Annotated in this window: 19 protein-coding genes and 1 tRNA gene; 11 read left to right on the top strand and 9 right to left on the bottom strand. The window is 73.1% G+C overall.

Translation table 11 applies throughout. The features are described from left to right. Window positions 1-28 precede the first annotated feature (28 nt). From AB0D49_RS06100 to AB0D49_RS06110, 3 genes are all read right to left on the bottom strand, one after another. The gene (locus AB0D49_RS06100; RefSeq protein WP_362751452.1) at window positions 29-2,110 is read right to left on the bottom strand and encodes an MDR family MFS transporter; all 2,082 of its coding nucleotides are present in this window, start codon (window positions 2,108-2,110) and stop codon (window positions 29-31) included. A 337-nt stretch (window positions 2,111-2,447) separates the two neighbouring features. Continuing rightward, window positions 2,448-3,236 (bottom strand): precorrin-6A synthase (deacetylating), encoded by a 789-nt coding sequence (gene cobF, locus AB0D49_RS06105; RefSeq protein WP_362751454.1) that lies wholly within the window; start codon window positions 3,234-3,236, stop codon window positions 2,448-2,450. A 255-nt stretch (window positions 3,237-3,491) separates the two neighbouring features. Next, the gene (locus AB0D49_RS06110) at window positions 3,492-3,998 is read right to left on the bottom strand and encodes a DUF309 domain-containing protein (protein ID WP_362751456.1); all 507 of its coding nucleotides are present in this window, start codon (window positions 3,996-3,998) and stop codon (window positions 3,492-3,494) included. Between the two features lie 94 nt (window positions 3,999-4,092). Between AB0D49_RS06110 and AB0D49_RS06115 the strand changes: the two genes are divergently transcribed. Further along, a tRNA-Pro gene (locus tag AB0D49_RS06115) sits at window positions 4,093-4,166 on the top strand. Window positions 4,167-4,254: 88 nt separating this feature from the next. On the opposite strand, the gene AB0D49_RS06120 is transcribed toward AB0D49_RS06115, so the two are convergent. Further along, on the bottom strand, window positions 4,255-4,680 hold the full coding sequence (locus AB0D49_RS06120) for a hypothetical protein (RefSeq protein WP_362751460.1): 426 nt from the start codon (window positions 4,678-4,680) through the stop codon (window positions 4,255-4,257). Between the two features lie 116 nt (window positions 4,681-4,796). Here AB0D49_RS06120 and AB0D49_RS06125 point away from each other — a divergent pair, with 116 nt between their 5' ends. The 5 genes from AB0D49_RS06125 (at window position 4,797) to AB0D49_RS06145 (ending at window position 12,631) form a co-directional block, all read left to right on the top strand. Then, window positions 4,797-6,239 carry a hypothetical protein gene (locus tag AB0D49_RS06125; protein WP_362751463.1) on the top strand — a complete coding sequence of 481 codons (1,443 nt, stop codon included), beginning with the start codon at window positions 4,797-4,799 and terminating at the stop codon, window positions 6,237-6,239. After that, window positions 6,239-7,690 (top strand): hypothetical protein, encoded by a 1,452-nt coding sequence (locus AB0D49_RS06130; RefSeq protein ID WP_362751466.1) that lies wholly within the window; start codon window positions 6,239-6,241, stop codon window positions 7,688-7,690. Before AB0D49_RS06125 ends, AB0D49_RS06130 begins: the two co-directional genes overlap by 1 nt. A gap of 33 nt (window positions 7,691-7,723) precedes the next feature. Next, on the top strand, window positions 7,724-10,765 hold the full coding sequence (locus tag AB0D49_RS06135; RefSeq protein ID WP_362751469.1) for a tetratricopeptide repeat protein: 3,042 nt from the start codon (window positions 7,724-7,726) through the stop codon (window positions 10,763-10,765). 126 nt (window positions 10,766-10,891) lie between these two features. Then, a complete protein-coding gene (locus tag AB0D49_RS06140; RefSeq protein WP_362751472.1) occupies window positions 10,892-11,560 on the top strand; it encodes an NUDIX domain-containing protein in 669 nt (222 codons plus the stop codon). Between the two features lie 84 nt (window positions 11,561-11,644). After that, a complete protein-coding gene (locus AB0D49_RS06145; protein WP_362751475.1) occupies window positions 11,645-12,631 on the top strand; it encodes an aldo/keto reductase in 987 nt (328 codons plus the stop codon). Between the two features lie 45 nt (window positions 12,632-12,676). Here the strand turns inward: AB0D49_RS06145 and AB0D49_RS06150 are convergent, their stop codons facing one another. Continuing rightward, window positions 12,677-13,450: a GntR family transcriptional regulator gene (locus tag AB0D49_RS06150; RefSeq protein WP_362751478.1), complete on the bottom strand. Its 774-nt coding sequence runs from the start codon at window positions 13,448-13,450 to the stop codon at window positions 12,677-12,679. Window positions 13,451-13,728: 278 nt separating this feature from the next. On the opposite strand from AB0D49_RS06150, the gene AB0D49_RS06155 reads away from it, so the two are divergent. From AB0D49_RS06155 to AB0D49_RS06170, 4 genes are read left to right on the top strand one after another with little or no spacing between them, the layout of a single operon-like run. After that, window positions 13,729-14,745 (top strand): sugar ABC transporter substrate-binding protein, encoded by a 1,017-nt coding sequence (locus AB0D49_RS06155; protein WP_362751481.1) that lies wholly within the window; start codon window positions 13,729-13,731, stop codon window positions 14,743-14,745. After that, entirely contained in the window at window positions 14,742-15,821 is a 1,080-nt protein-coding gene (locus AB0D49_RS06160; RefSeq protein ID WP_362751484.1) for an ABC transporter permease, read from the top strand. Before AB0D49_RS06155 ends, AB0D49_RS06160 begins: the two co-directional genes overlap by 4 nt. A gap of 8 nt (window positions 15,822-15,829) precedes the next feature. Then, on the top strand, window positions 15,830-16,774 hold the full coding sequence (locus AB0D49_RS06165; protein ID WP_362751487.1) for an ATP-binding cassette domain-containing protein: 945 nt from the start codon (window positions 15,830-15,832) through the stop codon (window positions 16,772-16,774). A 2-nt stretch (window positions 16,775-16,776) separates the two neighbouring features. After that, window positions 16,777-17,724 (top strand): sugar phosphate isomerase/epimerase, encoded by a 948-nt coding sequence (locus AB0D49_RS06170; protein WP_362751490.1) that lies wholly within the window; start codon window positions 16,777-16,779, stop codon window positions 17,722-17,724. Between the two features lie 40 nt (window positions 17,725-17,764). On the opposite strand, the gene AB0D49_RS06175 is transcribed toward AB0D49_RS06170, so the two are convergent. After that, window positions 17,765-18,772, bottom strand: a complete 1,008-nt coding sequence (locus AB0D49_RS06175) for a DUF3068 domain-containing protein (protein WP_362751493.1) — start codon at window positions 18,770-18,772, stop codon at window positions 17,765-17,767. Between the two features lie 366 nt (window positions 18,773-19,138). Here AB0D49_RS06175 and AB0D49_RS06180 point away from each other — a divergent pair, with 366 nt between their 5' ends. Continuing rightward, on the top strand, window positions 19,139-20,521 hold the full coding sequence (locus AB0D49_RS06180) for a glutamate decarboxylase (RefSeq protein ID WP_362751496.1): 1,383 nt from the start codon (window positions 19,139-19,141) through the stop codon (window positions 20,519-20,521). Between the two features lie 17 nt (window positions 20,522-20,538). Here the strand turns inward: AB0D49_RS06180 and AB0D49_RS06185 are convergent, their stop codons facing one another. Genes AB0D49_RS06185 through AB0D49_RS06195 form a run of 3 tightly spaced genes read right to left on the bottom strand, consistent with a single transcriptional unit; the run spans window position 20,539 to window position 23,559 of the window. Next, window positions 20,539-21,543 carry a Gfo/Idh/MocA family oxidoreductase gene (locus AB0D49_RS06185; protein ID WP_362751499.1) on the bottom strand — a complete coding sequence of 335 codons (1,005 nt, stop codon included), beginning with the start codon at window positions 21,541-21,543 and terminating at the stop codon, window positions 20,539-20,541. A 38-nt stretch (window positions 21,544-21,581) separates the two neighbouring features. Continuing rightward, complete coding sequence (locus AB0D49_RS06190) at window positions 21,582-22,376, bottom strand: SDR family oxidoreductase (protein ID WP_362751502.1); 795 nt, start codon at window positions 22,374-22,376, stop codon at window positions 21,582-21,584. Window positions 22,377-22,404: 28 nt separating this feature from the next. Further along, window positions 22,405-23,559 (bottom strand): phytanoyl-CoA dioxygenase family protein, encoded by a 1,155-nt coding sequence (locus tag AB0D49_RS06195; RefSeq protein WP_362751505.1) that lies wholly within the window; start codon window positions 23,557-23,559, stop codon window positions 22,405-22,407. Window positions 23,560-23,678: the final 119 nt, after the last annotated feature.

A 23,678-nucleotide genomic window follows, 5' to 3' on the forward strand; every position in this document is an offset into this window, starting at 1 on the left:
TGCGTACGGCTGCTGACCCGCGCGTCGGTCACACCGTCGCCGTACGGGGCTCCCGCCGGCTCGCCGGTCCCGCCGGGAGCACCTGGCTCAGGTCCTCCACCAGCAGACGTTTGGCGATGGTGTCGACCGCGGCTCTCAGCTCCTTGCCGGTGGGGCGGCCGATGTCGGCCTGGACGCGCCGCTCCAGCCAGTGCGCCCAGGCCCGGGTGATCACCTGGGCCTCGCGGGCACCGGCCTCGGTGTGCTGGAACAGCGAGCCATGACGGCTGAGATACCCCTCCGCCACCATCCGCTCGAAGACCGGCAGCAGTACCTCCGGCGGCATGTGGCGGCGGGCCGCGATCAGCCCCAGGCTGGCGTGGCCGACCATGCGGGTGAACAGCTCCACCTGCATCACCGCCCACGCGCCCGCCGGGTCGAGCCGGGTGTCGGAGTCGAGTACCAGCCGCCGCGCGGTGTCCAGATCGGTCGAACTGATGATCCGGCCGACGGACGCCTCCAGGACCCGTTGCGAGTCGGCGTCGTGCGGCTGGGCGAAACCGTCGCCCATGTCGGTCGAGGAGAGCCGGGCGCTGTCCCGCAGCGGCACCTGCTTGAGGAACAGGGCGACGACGAGTCCGAGGGCCGCGACCGGCACCGTCCACCGGAACACGGTCTGGATGGTGTCGGCGTACGCCTGGATGATCGGTGCCGCCGCCTCGACGGGCAGCCGGTGCAGTCCCTCGGGGCTGGTGGCCGCGTGGCCGACGGCCGCCGGATCGGCGGTGCCGGTGGCCGTGGCGGAGGCGATGCCGTCCTGGAGCCTGGGAGTGAGGGAGTTGGTGTAGATCGTGCCGAACACTGCGGTGCCGAAGGAACTGCCCAGGGTGCGGAAGAAGGTGCCCCCGGAGGTGGCGGTGCCGAGGTCGGCGTAGTCGACGGTGTTCTGTACGGCGATGGTCAGCACCTGCATGCCCAGGCCGATGCCGGTGCCCAGCACGAACATGTACAGCGACTCCAGCCAGACGCCGGTGCCGGGCCCCATCAGGGACATCAGGTACAGCCCGCATCCCATCACCAGCGTCCCGGCGATCGGGAAGACGCGGTACCGGCCGGTCCGGCTCACCACGCTGCCGCTGAACACGGACGCGATCAGCAGCCCGAACACCATCGGCAGCGTCCGCACCCCGGAGATCGTCGCCGAGTCGCCGTCGACGTACTGGAGGTAGGTCGGCAGATAGGTCATCGCGCCGAGCATGGCGAAGCCGACGATGAAGCTGAGCACCGAGCACACCGTGAACACCGGGTTGCCGAACAGGCGCATCGGCAGCATGGGCTCCGCCGCCCGGGTCTCCACCCAGCAGAACAGCCCGAGCGCCACCACCCCGCCCGCGAACAGCCCGACGATGACGCCGGAGCCCCACGCGTACTCGTTGCCGCCCCAACTGGTCGCCAGGATCAGCGCGCTCGCGCCCACCGCGACCAGCGCGATGCCGAGATAGTCGATGACCGGCCGGGACGCCGACTTCACCACCGGGATGGTCCGGGCCGCGGCGACGACGACCGCGATGGCGATGGGCACATTGATGTAGAACGCCCAGCGCCAGGTCAGATGGTCGGTGAACAGCCCGCCGAGCAGCGGCCCGATGACCGTGGCCACCCCGAACACCGCGCCGATCGCGCCCTGGTACTTGCCGCGCTCGCGCAGCGGGATCACATCGGCGATCAGCGCCATCGCCGTCACCATCAGCCCGCCCGCGCCGATGCCCTGCACACCGCGCCACAGGATGAGCAGCGTCATGTTGGACGCCAGACCGCACAGGAACGAGCCGGTGATGAAGACGACCGCCGAGACCTGGAAGACCACCTTGCGGCCGAACAGATCACCGAACTTGCCGACCAGCACGGTCGCCACGGTCTCCGCGAGGAGATACGCCGTGACCACCCACGACATGTGCTCGGCACCGCCGAGGTCCGAGACGATCGTGGGCAGGGCCGTGCCCACGATGGTCTGGTCGAGCGCCGCCAGCAGCACCCCCAGCATGACCGTCACGAAGACGACATTGCGGCGCCGTTTGTCGAGCACGGGCGGCTGGGCCTCGGTCGGGGCGGTCTCCTCGGCGACTGTCACGGGGCCACGATCACACCGGGGCCCGGTCGCCGCACGCCAGGACGGCCCGCGTGGGTGGGGCGGGCAGCGGGGGCGCGGGTGGGGCGGCATGGCTCGCCCGGGGGGCGCCGAGGCCCGCTTGGGTGGCGCGGCCGGGCTTGCCCGGGTGGCGGGGCCAAGCCCGCTTGGGTGGGGCGGGCGGGCTCGCGCGGATGGGGCGCCACGGCTCGCCCGGCGGCGGGGTCGGGCTCGCCCGGTTGGTGCGGCCAGCCCCGCTCGCATGGTGCGCCCAGCCCCGCGCGGGTGGGGCGCCCAGCCCCGCGCGGATGGGGCGCCTAGCCCCGCGCGGATGGGGCGCCTAGCGCGGGTCGCCGGACGGCTTTCCCGGTCTGCGCCGCAGCAGATACGTGTCCATGATCCAGCCCTTGCGCTCGCGCGCCTCCGCCCGCAGCCGCTCGATCCGGGGCGCGGCCTCGGCGATCGGCCCGGAGACGAGGATCTCGTCCGGCGTCCCGATGTACGCGCCCCAGTAGATGTCGACGTCCTCGTCCGCGAACCGGCGGAAGACCTGGTGGGCGTCCAGCATCACCACCACGTCCTCCACGCCTTCCGGGAAGCCCCCGGACAGCCGCCGCCCGGTGGTGATCTGGACCGGGCGGCCCACTCCGCTCAGCCCCGTGCGATGCCGGGCGGCCAGCGCCGAGACGCTGCTGATGCCGGGCACCACGTCGTAGGCGAAGGTGACGGAGCCGCGCTCCAGCACCTCCTCCAGAATCCCCAGCGTGCTGTCGTACAGCGCCGGATCGCCCCAGACCAGGAACGCCCCCCTCTCGTCCTCGCCCAGCTCCTCGGCGATCAGCCGCTCATAGAGCGCCGCCCGCGCGCCCCGCCAGTCCTCGACGGCCGGTGCGTACGCGGCGCCGCCCGCCGCGCGGTCCCGCTCCGGGTCCGGGGCCGACACCAGCCGGTAGGTGCCTTCCGGGATGTGGGTGTCCAGGATGTCTCTGCGCAGCCGGGTCAGATCGGCCTTCGCCGCCCCCTTGTCGAGCAGGAAGAACACATCCGTGCCCCGCAGCGCCCGCACCGCCTGGAGCGTGAGCTGCTCGGGGTCGCCCGCACCGATACCGATGACATGAATCCTTCGCACGCCGTCGAGTCTGCCGTACGGCACTGACAATCCGATCCCGGGCGGTACGGGGCGGGTTCGGCGCGCCCGGCCTTCCGGACATCTCCGCGCGGAGATGTCCCGGCCGCCTTCCCCGTTGCCCGGCTGCCAGGACGGCTCATCCCCGAAGGCCGGGTACGCGCCAGGCCGCCAGGACGGCTCCGGAGCCGCGTACCCGCCCGGCCCCCCCCGGCCCCCAGGGCAGCTCCCCCTAGAGCCGCCCACCCGCCCGGCCGTCTACCCCCTCAGCCGTGGCGCCCGCTCCACCGCGTCCACCTTCGCCGCGTCCCGTGTCACCTCCGCCGCCAGGTCCCGGCCCCAGCGGACCAGCCCGGTGGCGTCCATCCCGAACGGCGCCGTACGCCCCGACACCGTCGCCCACTCCTCGACGGCGTCGGCGCCGCGCCGCAGCAGCCGGGCACCGCCGGTCGGATTGCCACGGGCGGCGTGGGTGAGCCCCACCGCGAGCTGGGCGAGCCCCCGCCACAGCCCGCGCTCGCCGTCCGGCCGGGACTTCCAGGCGTCCTCGAACACCTCGTGCGCGTGGAACGGCTTCCCCGCGTCCAGCAGCGCCTGCGCCTCGGCGACCGTCCGCTCCGGCGATCTCACGACCCCCTCGGGCTGCCGCGCCACCCCGGGCGTCCCGTACGGCAGCGGTCGGCCCAGTCCGTCCCGGGGGCGGGCGTTGCGGGCCCGTCCCTCGTCGTCGCGGTCACGTCCGCCGGTCCTGCCGCGCTGCTCCATACGACGATTGTCGGCGATCACCCGCGCGGGGCGCCCCCGGGAGTGGGGTAAAGTACTGCCCGCGCCATCCCACAGCTCACTGCGGGCGGCGCGGCGGGACGTGGCGCAGCTTGGTAGCGCACTTGACTGGGGGTCAAGGGGTCGCAGGTTCAAATCCTGTCGTCCCGACTCGTGAGAGTCGCAGATCAGGGCCGGTTTCGGAGCCATCCGAGACCGGCCTTCCGCTGTGTCCGGGACATGTGCGGGCCGCCCGGAGTCACCGGGCCACGCCGTCCCCGGCGTACAGATACGCGCCCGGCTGGTCCGGGTCCGCGATCAGGAACACCTGGTCGCCGGGGCGCGGGACACGCAGCTTGGAGACGATGGTGCGCAGCGTGATCGGCGCGGGCGCGCCGTGCGGGTGGACGACCAGGTCGACCACCGGGTCGTGGTTGATGAGTTGGCCGGTGTCGGCGAGCGACACCACGATGGCGGGCACGGTGTGCGCCCCCGCGGCCAGCAGCCGCTGGACGTCCTGGCCCGACCGGTAGGTGCCCAACGACTGCTGGACCCGGGCGAAGTCCTCCCGACCGAGGAACGCGCGTGCGCTACGGCCGTAGAAGCCCTTGCCGCTCGCCACCTGCTCGGCGATCTCGGCTGCCTGCTGCTCGCGGTTCCGGCCGCGCTTCCCGAAGATTCCCATGACCGCTTCTCCTTGTGGTGAGCCGACGCGGTGCACAGAGGGGACGGTAGGCGGCCCGGTGGCGCCTACCGATCCCAGGTTCGCCCGCCCGCCCGGGGACGACGTACGCTCCCCGCATGCCGCCGCCCCCGCGCCGTCCGCCCGCACCGAGCGCCGCGCGTGCCGGGTTGCGGTCACGTGCTCTGGTCATCGACCGGGCCTGGCGCGGCCTCGGTCCCGGGCTCGAACCGCTCAGCGGTCCCGGCGGGGCGCCCCTGACCCGGACCGTCAAACTGATCGTGCTGCCGCTGATCGTCCGGCCCGCGCTGCGGCCCGAACTCGCCGTGGACTTCCTCGGCGACGAGGACGCCGCCCGCCTCGACGCGCTGATCCGGGAGTCCGGCCCGGGACTCGTGGCCACGGCACGCTGGTTCACGCTGCTCAAGAAGGCGCGCCGGGCGCTGGGCGTCGTCGCGGGCCATCCTCAGGATCTCTACTTCCAGCGCTGCTTCGAACTGGCCGTCGAGCACGCCGCGGACCCGCCGGACGGCGCGGCGGCGCTGGCGGTCGCCGAGGCGGTCGTCCTGGAGGTGGCGGAGGCGGGCGGCGGACGGACCGTGGAGGCGCTGCGCGACCATCTCGCCGACACCGGCCGACGGGAGCGGCTCGCCGCGGAACTGGCGGAGCGGTGGGAGGGCCGGGTCCGGCGGGCGGGAGGGGGTGCCGGGGGCGGTGCGGCGGCCGAGGGTGGTGTCCTGGACGGCATGGTCGCGCTCGCGTTCGATGCCCTGGACGCCTGTGCCGCCGCATCCGGGGACCTGGGGGACCTATCGGCGTACGGGCGGATGGTCAAGGCGGGACATGGGGGACGGTTCGGGGTGGAGCTGTGGACCGGTGAGGGCGGGCTCGGGCGTGTCGAGGGGCCACCGGCGTCCCTCGGGCTGACCGCGCACCCGGTGCCGCCACGCCCGGAGGTCGGCCGGAGCGCCTCGACCGCCACGCTGCCCGCACCGCTGGACCGCACGCTCTTCGAGCGGCTGTTCGTCGTGCTCCAGTCGTCCGCCCGGCGTGAGGAACTGCCGCCTGTCCCGGAGCTGGTGGCCCGCGAGACCGGCCGCGCCTGCGCGCCGCTCGGGCTGTACGACGAGAGCCTGCGCGTCACCGTCGTCCTCGGCGGTGTGCTCGCCCTCGGCCTCGACCCGCTGGGCACCGGCGCCGCCGGGACCGGGCGGACCTCGGCGCACCGGGCCGTCAACAGCCGCTGGCGGCGGGAGGCGTCGGTGCTGCGCGCCCGCCGGATGACCGTCTCCGCCCGACCCGACCCGGACGGCGGCCCCCTGGAGGCCCTCGCCCAGGACCTTCGCACGCCGTGGGCGGCCTACATGCGGCGGCTCTGGGTGCGGCTGCACGGGCGGGACGTGCGCGGCGCGCCGCTGACGGACCTCGCGTCGGCGTGGAGCGTCCTCGACGGGGTCGCCCGCTCGGTGATGATGGACCACCGCGCCCGCGTCCGGGCGGCGCTGCGCGCCCTGTCGGCGCCGCCGGGCCCGCTGGACACGGCCGAACCGAGGAGCGCGTGATGACCGGGGACGGAAGGCCCGGGGACGCGAGGGACGGCGACGGGAGGGACGGGGACGCTAGGCACGTCGTCCGCGTCACGCGGGAGGCGGACGGCACGGTGACGGTCGTCCCCATGGTCGTGCCCGAAGCCGGGGCCGTCCCAGGGGCCGCCCCCGCCGGGTTCGACCGCGCGCCCGATGTCACCCCCAGGGTCGTGACCGAAGCTGGGGCCGTCCCGGAGGCCGCCCCCGCCGCCGAGTCCGACCGCGCGCCCGACTTCACCCGCTCCGTGCTCGACGCCGCGGGAGCCGTCGTCACCTGGTCCGTGCTCGGCGCGCCCCGGCTGCCGACGGCGCGGATCCATGACGTGGGGCGGGCCCAGCACTGGCTGTGGGCGGTGTACGGCGAACGCGTCGCCGCAGCCGTGCACCACAGCGCGCCGGGAACGCGCCCCGGCGTGTCCGTCGCCGCGGACCCGTCCGCCCTCGCGGGCGCCGCCGCCCGGCTCGGCCACGCGCACTGGGCGGCCCGCTGGTGGCCGGCGTCGTACCCGGACGGCATCGGGGCGCTCGAACCGGACGTGCTGGGCCTGGAGTCGGCCGCGCTCACCCACCGCTGCCAGCAGCTCTTCGACGACCACGACGACCAGCCCGACGACTGCGCGGCCGAACTGATCGAGGAACACGGCGGCGCACTCGATCCGCTCCTCCACTGGTGGCGCACGGCACCGCGGCCGTCCGGCACGGCCCGCCACCTGGACGCCGTGCTGCGGCTGATCGACGCCGCGGCGGACTGCGCCGGACAGGACGGCCCGGCCCTGCGCGGGCTGCGTTCGGCCCTCGACGCCGGTCCGGACCCCGGTCCCTGGGCATGGACCGACCTCGCGACCCTCTTCGCCGAGCCGTCCGGTTACGCCCTCGCCGCAGGCGATCACTCCGCCGGGGGCGGCCGGGTGATCGCCCGGGGGACCGGCACCAACGACTGGCGCCGCTACCCGCCCGGCCTCGTCGACGCCGCCGAGCACGCCGTGTCCTGGACCGCCCGCGCGCTGGGCGGGCGACGGCGGATCGAGGTCGAGGTCGTCGCCCATGTCGCCGCCCCCGCCACCGGGGCGCCCCTCGTCGCGGAGGTCCGGGCGGACGGCGGTCCCCCCGTCCGCGTGCCGCTCGCCCGGCGGGACGACCTGTGGACCGGCCGCGCGGACCTGGACCTCACGGCGGGGCGTACGGAGGCGCCGCGTGTCGACGTCCATGTCCTGCTCCCCGGGTTCGACCCGGGCCCCGGTCCCACGACCCGCGCGGACCGGGACGCGATCCGCGCCCTCGCCCACCACCGCCTGACGACCGCGTCGGCGGCCGGAAGCGACGACACGCCGAGCGGCGGACCGGGGCACCCGGGGGACGGCGGACATGAGGGCCCGACCGGGCCGTTCCTCGCCGAGATCCTCGCCGCCACCGCCCAGGACTACTGACCCATGGGCCACCCCGGAAGGGACGACGCACACATGACGGACACCGCCGGCATCCCACCGGTCCCGCTGTACGGCGAGCCCTTCGACACCGGTCTCGCGCGGGCCCACGCCCACCACATGGCCGCCGACCTCCAGTCGGCCCGCGCCCTGTACGGCGAACTGCTCACCGCCGCCGAGTCCCTGGAGGACGTCCCGGACGTCCGGTTCCTGCGCGCCCATCTGCTGGCCGACCTCACGAGCGTGCTCCTCGCCGCCTCGGACCTGCCCGGGGCCGAGGACGCCAACGACCGCTCCCGCGCGCTGCTCGACAGCGTCGCGGCGGAGCCGATGGGTCCCCGGGGCCGTCAGATGTGGCTGGAGATCCTGCTGCGGACGATCACGGCCCGGTCCGCCGTGCTGAACGGCACCGGACGCCTGGACGAGGCCCTGGCCTGTCTGGACGAGGCCACGGCCCCCCTCGCCGAGTTCACCGACCCCGACGGGCTGCGCGCCGCCGAACTCGGTCTGAACCGCGTCCTGCTGCTGATGGCGCGCGGTGAGTGGGGCACCGCCGAGGAACAGGCCACGCTGCTCCTGTCCACCACCCCCGCGACCGCCGCGGAGACCCTCCCCGCCCTGCTCACCGCGCTCGGCTCGATCTGCTGCACGACCGGCCGCTACGACGCCGCCGAGGACTACTTCGCCCGAGCCGAGGACGGCTTCCGTGCCCTGGGCGACGCCCATCAGGGGCGGACGATGCTCGCGCACCGCGCGTTCCTCGCGATGGAACGGGGCGAACTCGACCGGGCGGAGGAGCTGTTCGCCGAGGCGTCCGCCCTGTTCGAACAGCAGCGGCGGTTCGGTGACCTGGCCGCCTGCGAACAGGCCCGCAGCCATCTCGCCGCGCTGCGCGGCGACTCCGCGGGGGCGCGGGACCTGGTGGCGTCGAGCCTGGAGCGGTTCGAGCGGCTCGGTGCCGCCGTCGCCGCCGCGGACAGTCTGCTGATGGGCGCCCAGCAAGCCTATGAACGGGGTGCCGCCGAGGAGATGAACCGGCTGGTCCAGCAGGCCCGGGAGGTCTACCAGGCGCGCGCGATCCACGAGCGGTGCGCGCAGGCCGACCTGCTCCTCGCGCGGGCCCTCGAGGACCATCTGAACCGGACGGACCACGGCGACCACGAGCGGGCGCTCGTCGACACCGCACTCTCCCTCGCCCTCCCCGCCGCACTCGCCCTCGCCGCCGCCCGCCACGACTTCGCCACCGCCCACGCCCGTGCCCAGTGGCTGGAACTCGCCGACGACGCCCTGGGGCTGGCCTTCCGGCTCGCCCTGCGCCGCCAGGACCAGGGGCTCCTCTTCGAACTGGTCGAACACCGCTGCGCGGGCGCCGCCCTGGCCCTCGACCCGGCCCCCGCCCCGATGCCCCCGATGTCCCGCCCGCCGGTCTTCCCCGACCCCGCCAGGAAGGCGTACGGCGGGCGCGGCGGCGCCCTGACGCTCGGCGGGTTCGCCGCCGAGGCCGCCGTCTCCGCCGGGCTGCGGGTCGCACCGCCGCCCAGGGTCCAGGTGTCGGCGGACTCCGGCCGGGTCGCGCTCCAGGAGTACATCGCGACCGCCGAGCACCGCTACCGGCGGCGGATCGTCGACGAGCGGGAGGTCCCGTTCTGGGACACCGCCGCACTGCCCGCCCGACCGGTGGTCCAGGTCCGGCTGGCCGACGCCGGGGACCTGTACATGACGTGGATCTGGGCCGGTGGCGTCGAGGGGTACGGGACCGGGTACGGGCCCGCCGCCGAGGTCGACACGGCGGTGCGGGAGCTGGCCGAGGCACTGCCGGGCCTCGGTGCGGGCGGGGCGGGCATACGCCGCGCCTTCGCGTCGGGCGCGCTGACCGACCCCGGCGCCGAGCTGCGGCTCGCCCGGACGCTGGGCCAGGCGCTCTGGCCGGAGGGGCTGACCGGGCAGCTCCGCCAGGTGGCGGACCGCGTGGGACGTCCCCTGGTACGGGTCCAGCCGTCCCCCCGGGTCGCCCAGGTCCCCTGGGAACTCCTGGCCGTCGACGACTCCGGCACCCGGCTCCTGGACCTGGCGGACGTGGTGACCACCGCGCCGACATCCCTGCGACGCCGCATACCCACCGACGGCGGGGGAGCGACGCCGAGGCAGCCCGGCGGCCCGGCGGAGGGCGGGGGAGCGGCCCCGGCTCAGCCAGGCCCCACCGACGGTGGGGGCGCGGCCCCGCCGCACCCCGGCCCCACGGACCGTCGGGGCGCGCCCCCGCCAAGAACCGGCCCCACCGAGGCCCCAGCCCCACCCCCCACCCCGGTCGTCCTCGTCCTCGACCCCCGCGTCCCCGGCTTCCGCGCGGACTCCCCCCTCGGCTCGGTCCTGGGGCCGCCCGGTGCGGACCCCGCACTGCTCGACCTCGTCCGGCGCCACCTGGACACGGGCGCCGTCCAGCCGTCCCCCGCCACCCCCGCGGAGTTCTTCCGCCGCACCGACCTCGACCGCGACTGGCTCGGCGGGGTGCTCCGCGCTGGCGCGCGCAGGCTCCTGTACGTCGGACATGTGAGCGGCGCTCCCGTGGCGGGCGGGCAGAGCGAGGACGGCACCCTGCATCTGTGCTGCGGGGCGGAGACCACCGGGCTGACCGGGACGGTCCGCGCGCACCGCCCGCTGTCCGCCAAGGACCTGCTGCTCGGCACCCTGCCCCTGCGCGGCGACGGCGAACCGGGCGCACATGTGTGGCCCGCCCCGCCACGGGTCGCCCTGATCGGCTGCGAGAGCGGCGGCGATCTGCGGTTCGCGGAACCGTTCGGCCTGGCCACGGCCATGCTCCACAACGGCGCCGAACTGGTCACCGCCACCCGCTGGACCCTCCCCACCAGCTTCGCGTACCACCAGCTGGCCGGCGTCCCCGCGTCCGTGCGCCCGCTCTCGGACGCGATCGTCGCCGTGGACGCCGCACATGAGGACGCGGACCCCGTGGGCCGGATCGCCCGCTGGCAGCAGGAGCGTCTCGACCGGTGGCGCGCCCACGGCCGGGTCGAGGACTCCCCGCTGCTGTGGGCCGCGATGACCTGCATCGTCGTATGACGACCGGGCCGCGGCCGGTTCCCGCCGGTCGGGCGGGGCCGCTCGCGTCACCTCCGGATGCTAGAAAGCGGGCATGGATCATGACCAAGCCCTTGTCCCGGTCCCGGCCCGCGGGGCGGGTGCCCGATGACCGCCGGTGCCGACACCCCCGACAGCCGTGGCCGTACCGGACTGGACCGCACCGGACTGGACCTCGACCGCAATCCCCGGGTCAGGGTGCGGGACGTACGGCTGCTGTCCAGCCACTGGTACGTGGAGCGGGCCACCACCTTCGATCTCCAGCGGGCCGACGGCTCCTGGAGCAGTCAGCAGCGTGAGACGCACGACCGGGGCAACGGCGCCACCATGCTGCTGTACTCCGCCGAGCGGCGGACCGTGCTGCTCACCCGGCAGTTCCGGTTCCCGGTGTATGTCAACGGGCACCCCGACGGGATGCTGATCGAGACACCGGGCGGGCTGCTCGACGACGAGGACGAGCATCCCGAACTGGCCGTACGGCGTGAGGTGGTGGAGGAGACCGGGCACACCATCGGTGAGGTCCGCCATGTCTTCGATGTGTACATGAGCCCGGGATCGGTGACCGAGCGGGTCAGTTTCTACGCCGCCGAGTACGGGGCCTCGACCCGGACCCATGAGGGCGGTGGGCTGGACGAGGAGGGCGAGGACATCCAGATCCTCGAACTGCCCTTCGGGCGGGCCCTGGAGATGATCCGCTCGGGGGAGATCGCCGACGCCAAGACGATCATGCTGCTCCAGTGGGCGGCGCTGGACGGCCCCTTCGCACCCCCCGCGTGACGAACCGCCTTGACCTGAAGTGCGCTTCAACACCGAGACTCCCTTTCGAGCCCGGACAACCAGGCTCGAAAGGGAAGGAACCCCATGAAGTACCGCACGATCGGCACCGACCCCGCCCACCGCCGTGAGGTGAGCGTGCTCGCGCTCGGCGCCATGCTGTTCGGCACCCGGACCGACGAGGCGACCTCCTTCGCGATCCTCGACCGGTACGTGGCGGCCGGGGGCACCTTCATCGACACCTCGAACGCCTACGCCTACTGGGAGGACGGCGGACAGGGCGGCCAGAGCGAGGAGGTCATCGGCCGCTGGCGGCGCAGCCGGGGAGTGGGCGAGGAGATCGTCGTCGCCACCAAGCTCGGCGCCCGGCCGCTCGCCCCGGGCACCGGATACGTCGACAACCCCGAGGGGCTGTCCGCCAAGGTGATCCGGGAGTCCGCCGAGCGCAGCCGGGAGCGGCTCGGCGTGGCGAAGCTGGATCTGCTCTACGCCCATGTCGAGGACCGGACCGTCCCGCTCCAGGAGACCGTCGAGGGGTTCGCTGAGCTGGTCGCCGAGGGGACCGTCGGGCTGCTCGGGGTCAGCAACCACGCCATCTGGCGGGTGGAGCGGGCCCGCGCGCTGGCCACCGCCGCCGGACTGCCGGGCTACGAGGTGCTCCAGTACCAGCACAGCCTGCTGCGCCCGCGCTACGACGTGCCCACCCCGATGTTCCCGCAGGGCAGCCTCGGCCACGCCGGGCCCGAACTGGCCGCCTATCTGCGCGCGGAGCCCGGCCTCACCCTGGTCGCCTACTCACCGCTGCTGGCCGGCGCGTACACCCGGGACGACAAGCCGCTGCCCGCGGACTACGACCACCCGGGCAACCCGGTACGGCTCGCCGTGCTGCGGGAGGTGGCCCGGGAGACCGGCGCCACCCTCAACCAGGTGGTACTGGCCTGGCAGCTGGCCGCCGAACCGGCGGTGCTGCCGCTCGCCGGGGCCTCCTCCCTGGCGCAACTGGAGGAGAACCTCGCGGCGGTGGAGCTGGAGCTGACGGCGGACCAGCTGGCCCGGCTCGACGCGGCGCACTGAACCGGACCGGGCCCGCTGGCCCCATAAAACTCGGTACAACCCCGTTCAGCCCCGTACCAGGAGCTGGAAGTCGAAGGCGTAGCGGGACGCCCGGTAGATATGGGTGCCGTACTCGACCGGGCGGCCGGTGACGTCGTAGGCGGTGCGTCTCATGGTGAGCAGGGCCGCGCCCGCGGGTTCGTCGAGCAGGGCGCCCTCCTCGGGGGTGGCGGAGCGGGCGCCGACGGTCTGGTGGGCGCTGTGCAGGGTGATGCCCGCGGTGCGCAGCGCGCGGTACAGACCGGTGGTCTCCAGCCGGGGCGGGTCGGGGGGCAGCAGGTCCGCCGGGAGGTAGTTGACGAGGAACGCGACCGGGAGGTCGTGGGTCAGCCGGAGCCGTTCGAGCAGGGTGACCGGGGTGCCCTCGGGCAGTCCGAGGGCGGTGGCCGCCTCGGCGGGGGCGGGGACCAGTTCGCCCCGCAGTACGCGGGTGGTGGGCTGCTGTCCGGCCGCCTCCAGGTCGTCGTAGAGGCTGCTCAGCTCCAGGGGGCGTTTGACCTTGCGGTGGACGACCTGGGTGCCGACGCCGCGGCGGCGGACCAGCAGGCCCTTGTCGACCAGGGACTGGATGGCCTGGCGGACCGTGGGGCGGGACAGGCCCAGGCGGCTGGAGAGGTCGACCTCGTTGCCCAGCAGATTGCCGGGTGGCAGCTCACCGCGTTCGATGGCGGCCTCCAACTGCTGGGCGAGCTGGTGGTAGAGCGGTACCGGGCTCGCGCGGTCCAGCGTGAAGTCCAGGGAAGCGAGGGCGGAGACGGGCGGGGCTCCGGTCGTCGCCACGGGCACCTCCTAGTGAGGCGGTCGTTGGTGGGGTCAGGTCTAGTGCCGGAAGCGGGCACTGTCAATGGTTTGTACTTACATTCGGACCTTGTTCTGCAATGATGTCCTAACAAAGTATTGACAGCGGGCGCCTGAGCGGATTTGATCCCGGGCACCGGGTGCATCCCGGTCAGCGGGTTCTGGACAACCCCGCGGGTTCCACGGAGCCCGGCGGATTGCGCGGAACCCGCCCGTCCCACCCCGCCCTTTCCCCGGCCGCACAGTGAGGTGCAGCAACGATGGACCGCTCTTCTCGCACCCGCAGAATCACCCCCGCCCTCGCGCTCGCCGCGGCGGCGGCCCTCGTCCTCGCCGGCTGCTCCAGCGGCTCCGGCGGCAAGAAGGCCGAGGAGACGGCGGGGGAGGGCACCGGCGCGGGCAAGGCCACCACCCCCCGGATGACCGTCGCCCTGGTCACTCATCAGGCGCCCGGCGACACCTTCTGGGACATCGTCCGCAAGGGCGCGCAGACCGCCGCCGACAAGGACAACGTCAAGCTGGTCTACTCCGCCGACCCCAACGCCGGGAACCAGGCCAACCTGGTGCAGAACGCCATCGACCAGAAGGTCGACGGGATCGCCGTGACCCTCGCCAAGCCGGACGCCCTCAAGGGGGTCATCGCCAAGGCGCGCGAGGCCGGGATACCCGTGGTCGGGATCAACTCCGGGCTCAGCGACTGGAAGGAACTCGGCCTGATGGAGTTCTTCGGCCAGGACGAGACCGTGGCCGGTGAGGCGCTCGGCAAGCGGCTCAACGACGACGGCGCGAAGAACGTGGTCTGTGTCATCCAGGAGCAGGGCAACGTCGGACTCACCCAGCGCTGCGACGGGGTGAAGAAGACCTTCTCCGGCACCACCGAGATCCTCAACGTCAACGGCACCGACATGCCGTCCGTGAAGGCCACCATCACCGCCAAGCTCACCGAGAACACCGCCGTCGACCATGTCGTCACCCTCGGCGCCCCGTTCGCGCTGACCGCCGTGCAGTCGGTGGACGAGGCGGGCAGCAAGGCCAAGGTCGCCACCTTCGACCTCAACAAGCAGCTCACCGGCGCCATCCAGAAGGGCGACATCGCGTTCGCCGTCGACCAGCAGCCCTACCTCCAGGGCTACCTCGCCGTCGACGGACTGTGGCTCTACAAGAACAACGGCAACTACAGCGGCGGCGGCGAGCAGCCCGTGCTCACCGGACCGGCCTTCGTCGACCAGTCCAACGTCGAGGCCGTCGCCCAGTTCGCCGAGAAGGGCACCCGATGAGCAGTACGACCCCGCAGGCCGCACCGGCGGTGACCACACCGCCGGTCCCCGGCCCACGCCCCGCCGACGGCCGCACCCGGCAGCGCCCGCTGGCCCTGCGGCTGCTCGCCCGGCCCGAGGTCGGGGTGTTCCTCGGCGCCGTCGCCGTCCTGGTCTTCTTCCTGATCGCCGCGCCCTCGGTCCGCCAGGGCGGCTCGATGGCCACGATCCTCTACCAGGCGTCCACCATCGGCATCATGGCGCTGCCGGTCGCCCTGCTGATGATCGGCGGCGAGTTCGACCTGTCCGCCGGGGTCGCGGTCATCACCTCCGCGCTCACCGCGAGCATGCTCAGCTACCAGCTCACCATGAACATCTGGGTGGGTGTGATCGCCGCCCTCGTGGTCTCGCTCGCCGTCGGCGCGTTCAACGGCTGGATGCTGGTGAAGACCGGACTGCCCAGCTTCCTGATCACCCTGGGCACCTTCCTGATCCTCCAGGGCGTGAACCTCGCCGTCACCAAATGGGTCACCGGCAACGTCGCCACCGACGACATCTCGAACATGGACGGCTTCGAGCAGGCCAAGGCCCTCTTCGCCTCGTCCTTCGACGTCGGCGGCGTCGAGGTGAAGATCACCGTCGTGTGGTGGCTGGTCTTCGCCGCCCTCGCCACCTGGGTCCTGCTGCGCACCCGGTACGGCAACTGGATCTTCGCCGTCGGCGGCAACAAGGAGTCCGCGCGGGCCGTCGGCGTCCCGGTCACCTTCACCAAGATCACCCTGTTCATGCTGGTCGGCCTCGGCGCCTGGTTCATCGGTATGCACAACCTGTTCTCCTTCAACACCGTGCAGTCCGGTGAGGGCGTCGGCCAGGAACTCATCTACATCGCCGCGGCCGTCATCGGCGGCTGCCTCCTCACCGGCGGCTACGGCTCGGCCATCGGCCCGGTCTTCGGCGCCTTCATGTTCGGCATGGTGAACCAGGGCATCGTCTACGCCGGGTGGAACCCCGACTGGTTCAAGGCGTTCCTCGGTGTGATGCTGCTCGGGGCCGTGCTCATCAATCTGTGGGTCAGCCGTACGGCGACCCGGAGGTGACGGAAGAAATGACCAGCAACGCCGCCGGCACCCACGGGGCCGTCCTCCCCGACTCCCCGCCCGCCCAGGACCGCCCGATCGTGGAACTGCGCGGAGCGGGCAAGTCCTACGGCAACATCCGCGCCCTGCACGGCGTCGATCTCGCCGTCCACCCCGGCCGGGTGACCTGCGTCCTCGGCGACAACGGGGCGGGCAAGTCCACCCTGATCAAAATCATCTCCGGGCTGCACCAGCACACCGAGGGCGAGTTCCTGGTGGACGGCGGGCCCGTCCGCTTCAGCAGCCCCCGCGAGGCCCTGGACCGGGGCATCGCCACCGTCTACCAGGACCTGGCGACCGTGCCGCTGATGCCGGTGTGGCGCAACTTCTTCCTCGGCTCCGAGATGACCAAGGGACCCTGGCCGGTCCGCCGGCTCGACATCGCCCGGATGAAGCGCACCGCCGACGAGGAGCTGCGCAACATGGGCATCGTCCTCGACGACCTCGAACAGCCCATCGGCACCCTCTCCGGCGGCCAGCGCCAGTGTGTCGCCATCGCCCGCGCCGTCTACTTCGGCGCCCGGGTGCTCATCCTGGACGAGCCCACCGCCGCCCTCGGCGTCAAGCAGTCCGGCGTGGTCCTCAAGTACATCGCCGCCGCCCGCGACCGCGGCCTCGGCGTCATCTTCATCACCCACAACCCGCACCACGCCTATATGGTCGGCGACCACTTCAGCGTGCTGCGCCTGGGCACCCTGGAACTCTCCGCCGACCGCAGCGAGGTCAGCCTCGAACAGCTCACCAACCACATGGCGGGCGGCGCCGAACTCGCCGCGCTCAAGCACGAGCTGTCCCAGGTCACCGGCGTCGACGTGGACGAACTCCCGGACGCGCCCGACGCCCCCTCGGACGCCGCCGCCCCCGCCGATGGCCCCGCCGATCCCCCCGCACGCCCCTCCGAAGGGAAGTCCTGACCATGTCCCCCGAGTCCCCGGCGTCCCCGGTGCCGTCCGCGTCCCCGGCGTCCCCCGTGCTCGACCGGATCAGGGTCGGCTCCGCCCCCGACTCCTGGGGCGTCTGGTTCCCCGACGACCCCCAGCAGGTCCCCTGGCAGCGCTTCCTCGACGAGGTCGCCGACGCCGGGTACTCCTGGATCGAACTCGGCCCGCACGGCTACCTCCCCACCGACCCCGCCCGCCTCACCGACGAGGTGACCCGGCGCGGCCTCCAGGTCTCCGCCGGAACCGTCTTCACCGGACTGCACCGCGGCCCTGACGTCTGGGACGCCACCTGGCAGCACGTCAGCGAGGTCGCCGCGCTCACCCAGGCCATGGGCGCCCGCCACCTCGTCGTCATCCCGTCCTTCTGGCGCGACGACAAGACCGCCGAGATCCTGGAACCGGCCGAGCTGACCGCCGAGCAGTGGGGCCACCTCACCCGGGGCATGGAACGCCTCGGCCGCGAGGTACGGGACACGTACGGCCTGGACATCGTCGTCCACCCGCACGCCGACACCCATATCGACACCGAGACCCATGTCGAGCGCTTCCTCGACGCGACCGACTCCGGCCTGGTGAACCTCTGCCTGGACACCGGGCACTACGCCTACTGCGGCGGCGACAGCGTCAAGCTGATCGAGACCTACGGCGAGCGCATCGGCTATCTGCACCTCAAGCAGGTCGACCCGGACATCCTCAAGGACGTGGTGGCGAACGGCGTGCCCTTCGGCCCGGCCGTCGCCCGGGGCGTGATGTGCGAGCCGCCGTCCGGGGTGCCCGAGCTGGAGCCGGTCCTCGCCGCGGCACAGCGGCTCGGCGTCGACCTGTTCGCCATCGTGGAGCAGGACATGTACCCGTGCGAACCGGACAAGCCCCTGCCGATCGCGGTCCGCACCCGGAAGTTCCTGCGCTCCTGCGGAGCCTGAGGGAGGGGCCGGGCGCCGACGGTCCGGCGGTCAGGTCAGGTCACGCCGGGCCCGCGCCCACGGGGGACAGCGGCTGCTCCGCGGGGACCGGCGGCTCCTCGTCCCGGCCCCGCCCCCACCGGCCCCGGACCAGCCGGAACAGGCCCGCCGCCGTGAGCAGCGCCCCCACGGCCACCGCCGCGATCGGGACGGTGAAGCCCACCGCGCGCAACTGGGCGGCGTCGGCCTTGGCCTTGTCCACCGCGAACTGCTGGGTGTCCGGGGTGAACGCCAGCCGCTCCACGTTCAGCAGGGTCACCGCGTCCTCGCTGGAGCCGGGGGCGCGCAGGGTGCGCTTCGGACCCAGCTCGGCGTAGAGCGTACGGCCGGTCGCCTGGTCGACGACCAGCTTGATGCCCTGGTTGGAGTACCACTCCTCGGCCAGGACCTGCGGTGACTCCGTGCGCCCCACCAGCGCGCCCGGCACCTGCCGGGTACCGACCTTCATCGGGGCGACCTCGCCGACGAAGGCGAGGCCCTCGTAGCCGCGCACCTTCTCCTCGCCCTTGAAGCGGAGCATCACCGTGGTGTCGCCGGTGCTGTCCCACCAGCGGTAGGACCGCTCCTGCACGTCGAACGGGAACTTCAGGTACGCCTCGCCCTCGTGGTACGGCTGCTCGTCGCAGCAGTGCACGGGCTTATTGGTGCGCCGGTCGGTGACCCAGCGGGCGGTGGCGAAGTCCAGCGCGTCATGCGGATCGGCGGCGGGCAGCGACTTCTCCGTGTCCACGGTCGTCACCACGTCCCACACGGCCGCGTCGGCGCGCTCACTGGCGGCCACGTCCCCGCGCACCCGCTGGGTGACGGTGATCCGCTCACCGTCCACCGTCGCGGCCTCGCCCGCGTCGAAGTAGCTGCCGCTGCCCTGGTACACCGCCGTCACATCGATGTCGATCGGGTTCACCGCGGCCCGCGGCTTCACATACCAGACCAGCATCGGCGCCAGCACCAGCAGGAACACACCGATGCCCAGCAGGACCAGGGAGAGGGGTGAGGCACTCCGGCGCATCCGGTACTCCCGTTCAACACTCGACCACTACTCGACTACTGCTCGATCACTACGCGACCACTGAGCGATCACTGCTCGATCGCTCACCGTGCGATCACCGCTCAGCGACCGCTCGGCCGCCGCCAGGTCGGCACATGGCCGGCGACCACGCCGCCCGGTGACCGTAGGAGCAGCCGTGGGGGCGCGTCTACGCACGTGGATGACAAAACGGGGGCGAACACCGGGGGAGCGGCCGGTCCCCGCCCCTCGTCCGGATGCGCCCGGCGCGCGGCGGACCCTGCGGCGTGGCAGATTCCACAGTGCGGTCCGGTGTCCGGCGGGCCGGAGCCCTGACCCACGCCGTACTCGCTGCCCGGGGGTGGCCCGATGGCCCTGCACCAGACCAACCGCGATGACGAGCTGCCCTTCGACGACGTCTACTCGCTGCCCATCAGCGGGCGCGAGCTGCCGAAGTACCAGGTGCCCCGGGGCGTGTCCGACGCCCGCGCGGTCAAGGCGCTGATCCATGACGAGCTGACCCTGGACGGCAACGCCTCGCAGAATCTCGCCACCTTCTGCACCACCTGGGCCGAGCCCGAGGTGCATGTGCTGATGGACGAGTGCCTCGACAAGAACATGATCGACAAGGACGAGTACCCGCAGACCGCGGAGATCGAGAACCGCTGCGTCCATATGCTCGCCGACCTGTGGAACTCACCCCAGGGCGCCAAGACCCTAGGCTGCTCCACCACCGGCTCCAGCGAGGCGTGCATGCTCGGCGGCCTCGCCCTGAAGTGGCGCTGGCGGCAGCGGCGGCGCGCCGCCGGGAAACCCACCGACCGGCCCAACATCATCACCGGCCCGGTCCAGGTCTGCTGGGAGAAGTTCGCCCGCTACTTCGACGTCGAACTGCGCCAGGTCCCCCTGGAACCGGACGCCCTGGGCCTGCGCCCGCACCAACTGCGCGACTACGTGGACGAGAACACCATCGGCGTCGTGGCCATCCTCGGCGTCACCTACACCTGTGTCTACGAGCCGGTCGCCGAGATCGCCGCCGAACTCGACCGCATCCAGCGGGAGACCGGCCTCGATGTCCCGATCCATGTCGACGGGGCCAGCGGCGCCTTCGTCGCCCCGTTCCTCCAGCCCGACCTGGTCTGGGACTTCCGGCTGCCGCGCGTCGCGTCCATCAACGCCTCCGGCCACAAGTACGGCATGGCCCCGCTCGGCGTCGGCTGGATCGTCTGGCGCGAGGCCGACCTCCTCCCCGACGACCTGGTGTTCCGGGTCGACTACCTCGGCGGCGACCTGCCCACCTTCGCCCTGAACTTCTCCCGCCCCGGCGGCGAGGTCGTCGCCCAGTACTACAACCTGCTGCGCCTCGGCCGCGAGGGCTACGCCCAGGTGCACGGCTCCTGTGCCACCACGGCCCAGATGCTGGCCGGGAAGCTGCGCGAGATGGGCCCGTTCACTGTGCTGCACGACGGCAGCGAGGCCCTGCCCGCCGTCTCCTGGACCCTCACCGACCCGTCGAACAGCCCCTTCACCCTCTACGACCTCACCGACCAGCTGCGCCGCCGCGGCTGGCAGGTCCCGGCGTACCCGCTCCCGGCCAGCCGCGACGACACGGTCATCGCCCGCGTCCTGGTCCGGCACGGCATCGGCTACGACAAGGTGGTGCTGCTCGCCGAGGACATCCGCAAGGCCGTCGATCTGCTCGCCGAGGGCCGGGCCGGCCATGTGGCGGAACAGCCCGGCTTCCACCACTGACGGGCCCCGGCGATGGCTCAGCCGAGCCTGACCTCCGCGATCCGCACCGGGCGGTGCTCGTGCAGCGACAGCGTGCACGCCTCCGCGATCCAGCCCGCCTCCAGCGCGTCCGCGACCGTGCACGGCGAGGGCCTGCTACCCGCGACCACCTCGGTGAACGCGGTCAGCTCGGCCCGGTAGGCGGCGGTGAACCGGTCCATGAAGAAGTCGTGCGGCACGCCCGCCGGGAAGGTCACCCCGGGCTCCACGGACCGCAGCGGCAGCTTGTCCTCCAGACCGACGGCGATCGAGTCGGTGAAGCCGTGCAGCTCCATCCGGACGTCGTAGCCCCGGCCGTTGTGCCGGCTGTTGGACACCACCGCGATCGTGCCGTCGTCCAGGGTGAGCACCGCGCCGGTGGTGTCGGCGTCCCCGGCCTCCCGGATGTAGTCGGCGCCCCGGTTGCCGCCGACCGCGTACACCTCGGTCACCTCACGGCCGGTCACCCAGCGGATGATGTCGAAGTCGTGCACCGAGCAGTCCCGGAAGATCCCGCCGGACGCCGCCACGTACCCGGCGGGCGGCGGCGCCGGGTCCAGCGTCGTGGACCGTACGGTGTGCAGGGTGCCCAGCTCACCGGCGCGCACCGCGTCCCGCGCGGCCACGAACCCGGCGTCGAACCGCCGGTTGTACCCGATCTGCACCGGTACGCCGGTGCCGTCGACGTCCTTGAGCACGGCGACGCCCTCGGCCATCGTGCGGGCCACCGGCTTCTCGCAGAACACCGGTACGCCCGCGTGCACGGCGGCGCGGATCAGCCCCGGGTGGGCGTCGGTGGCGGCGGCGATCACCACGCCGTCCACCCCGGTGGCGAGCAGTGCCTCGGGCGAGTCGGCGACCTGCGCGCCGAACCGCTCCGCCGCGGTCTTCGCCGCCGCCGCGACGGGATCGGCGACGACCAGCGAGGTGACCGCGGCCAGCCCGGACAGGGTCTCGGCGTGGAAGGCGCCGATCCGGCCGAGGCCGAGGATTCCGATACGCATGGGGTGCAACTCCTCAAGAGATAGGGGGATGGGGCGGGTCAGTCCAGTCCGCCGAGCACGTTCTGGTCCCAGTCGACGATCGAGCCGGTGACCACGCCGGAGCGGTCCGAGAGCAGGAAGACCACGAAGTCGGCGATCTCGTCGGGCTGGCCGAGCTTGCCCATCGGCAGTCGGTCGGCGGCCCGTTCCCGCCAGTCGTCGCCCGCCCCGTGGAAGGCGCGCTGGGTGGCGTCCTCGCCCTCCGTCTCCGTCCAGCCGATGTTCAGACCGTTGATCCGCACCCGGTCCCAGCGGTGCGCGTGCGCCGCGTTGCGGGTCAGCCCGATCAGCCCGGCCTTGGCGGCGACATAGGGCGCCAGGAAGGGCTGCCCGCCGTGCGCGGAGGACGTGATGATGTTGACGATCGTGCCCGGCGCCTCCCGCGCCACCATGTCGGCCACCGCCGCCTGCATGGTGAAGAACGGCGCCTTCAGATTGATCGCCACATGCGCGTCGAACAGCTCCGGAGTGGTGTCCAGCAGTGTGCCCCGGGTGGTCAGCCCCGCCGAGTTGACCAGACAGTCGACCCGGCCGTACGCCTCGACGGTCCGCGCCACCGACCCCTTCGCCTGGTCCGGGTCGGCGAGGTCCGCCCGGACGAACAGCGCCTCGCCGCCCGCCGCCGTCAGCTCCGCCACCAGTGCCTCGCCGGGCCCGGTCCGCCGCCCGGACACGGCGACCACCGCGCCCGCCCGTACGGCGGCCCGCGCGATGGCCGCGCCCACGCCCTGGCTGCCGCCGCCCACCAGGACGACCTTGCCCTCCAGCAGCCCCTCGGCCGTCGTTGTTGTCATCGTGCGTCGCTCTCCTCGTCCTGTGTGCTCAGCTCGTACGGCGTTCCGCGGCCGTCCGCAGCGCGGTCCGCAGGGTCTCCGGCGGCCATCGCGCGGCGAGGGCCCGCCGTACCAGATCGGTCGCCGCCGCCGGGGCGAGACCGTCGGCCGGGGGATCGGTGTCCAGGTTGGTGGGGAAGGGATAGCCCTCCGCGCTCACCGCGATCACCCGCTCCAGCCGGTCCGGGTCCGCGCCCCGCTCCAGGCGGCGCAGCAGCACCGGATAGACCGCGTTCACCACGGCCTCCCGGTCCACCGTCTCCATGGCCCGGCCGAACGCGGAGGAGATCTGGAGCAGATTGGCCGTCCGCCGCACATCCGCCGAGCGGTTGGTGCCCGCCGCGTGGAACAGCGCCGGGTTGAAGAACACCGCGTCGCCCTTGGCCAGCGGCAACTGCACATACCGCTGCTCGAAGTACGCCTGGAACTCCGGCAGCCGCCAGGCCAGATAGCCGGGCTCGTACGCCTGTGAGTACGGCAGGTACATGGTCGGCCCGGTCTCCACCGGCATGTCGCAGTGCGCGATCGCGCCCTGGAGGGTCAGCACGGGGGAGAGGCGGTGGACGTGCGCCGGATAGCGGGCGGCGGTGGCGGCGGGCAGGAAACCGAGGTGGTAGTCACGGTGGACGGTCTGCGCGGCACCGCCCGGGTTGACCACGTTCACCTGCGAGGTGACCTGGTGGCCGGGGCCCAGCCAGGCGTCCGCGACCAGCGCGAGCACCTCGTTGGCGTAGTAGTCGGCGAACGCCTCCGCGTCGTACAGCGCGGCCTTCTCCAGCGCGTTCCACACCCGGTCGTTGGCGCCCTGCCGGGCGAAGTGGTCCCCGGCGCCGCCGCCCGAGGCGCGCTGTGCGGCGATCAGCGCCTCGAAGACCCCGGTCATCCGGTCCACCACCGCCGGGTCGGGGAACGCCCCGCGCAGCACGACGACACCGGGGCCGTCGGTGAGGGCCCGCACCAGCTCCGTCTGGAGCGCCCGCCGGTCGCCGGGCAGCCGTCCGGCGTCGTAGAGCGGGACGTTCCGGTCCACCGCCGCCGCGTACGGGTAGTCGGCGGGGTCGGTGGTGCGCTCCACCAGCGCGCGGAAGGCGTCGAGGGAGCAGTCGCCCTCGGTGAGCCAGACGCGGGAAGCCGTCGGGGACATCGTCGTCCTTCTTTCGGTGGGCGGTACGTCTCGGTGTCTCGCCGGGTCCATCTCCCTGACAGCAGTGTCACGGTCCTGTCATTGTTGTCATGACAAACCCCTCGAACAACCAGCAGCAA

The sequence above is a fragment of the Streptomyces sp. NPDC048290 genome (assembly GCF_040652095.1).
Classification (GTDB): Bacteria; Actinomycetota; Actinomycetes; order Streptomycetales; family Streptomycetaceae; genus Streptomyces.